This window comes from Uliginosibacterium paludis (assembly GCF_039631355.1).
Lineage (GTDB): Bacteria > Pseudomonadota > Gammaproteobacteria > Burkholderiales > Rhodocyclaceae > Uliginosibacterium > Uliginosibacterium paludis.
In genome coordinates this window covers 1-921 of the sequence record NZ_JBDIVF010000030.1, presented here as the reverse complement: position 1 = coordinate 921, position 921 = coordinate 1, and the positions used below count along the sequence as shown (strand labels likewise).

1 protein-coding gene is annotated in these 921 nt (G+C 54.7%); it reads right to left on the bottom strand.

The window, feature by feature from the left end:
• Positions 1-159 precede the first annotated feature (159 nt).
• Entirely contained in the window at positions 160-510 is a 351-nt protein-coding gene (gene erpA, locus ABDB87_RS20515; RefSeq protein ID WP_345930576.1) for an iron-sulfur cluster insertion protein ErpA, read from the bottom strand.
• Between the last annotated feature and the right edge of the window lie 411 nt (positions 511-921).

Genomic DNA, 921 nt, shown 5'->3' with positions numbered 1-921 from the left:
AAACAGGCAAACCCGCACTGCACTTGGCTTTCACTACCAGGCTCTTTCGGACTTGCGTCTCTGCCGCCGAAGCAGCAGAGAAGCGAGATTATGAGCACTCCAAGCAACTCCGTCAAGTCGCTTATGTGAAATTTCCAGAAACAACTCGATTCAGGGCAATCAAACGGAGAAGGATGAACCACAACCGCAAGTTGTCGTCGCGTTCGGATTGCGAATCACGAACTGCGAGCCCTCGAGCCCATCCGTGTAGTCAATCTCTGCGCCGACCAGATACTGGTAGCTCATGGAGTCAATCAGCAAGGTCACGCCATTTTTCTGCAGCTGCGTGTCATCATCACTGACCTCCTCATCAAACGTAAAACCGTACTGGAATCCCGAGCACCCACCTCCGGAAACGAAAACGCGCAGCTTCAGCGCGGCATTTCCCTCCTCGTCAATCAACTCCTTGACCTTGTTGGCAGCGTTATCAGTAAAGACCAGCGGATCCGGCATCAAAGCTTCTGCATTCATCTTGCTCTCCAGGGGAAATACATGCGGACAACTACTTTCGTCCGCGAGCGACTCATACTGCCACCGTAGCTTGCGCACGCCAAGTAGCAAGCTCCATTGCAAAGCCCTATCGCCAGCCCGAACCACAAGGCCAGTGCAGAGCACCCACAGCACAACACATCCCGAAACGGCAAAGGAAACCCCGCCTCAATTACGCCGCCAGATGTAAAAAAGCCCCGTCAAAGCGGCAATGCCGCTCAGTTAAGCAAAGGCCCCTCGGGGCCTTTGCTGTTTGTACAGTACAGGCTGTGCAACTGGAGCCGTGCCGAGCGGTGCGGATGAACGAGGATGCTGTTGCAAGAGTACCTGTGCGAGACCCATCAATACGCGACGCCTGAGCAGTGGGGAAGCGTTCGAGACAGCTTGCCGCAA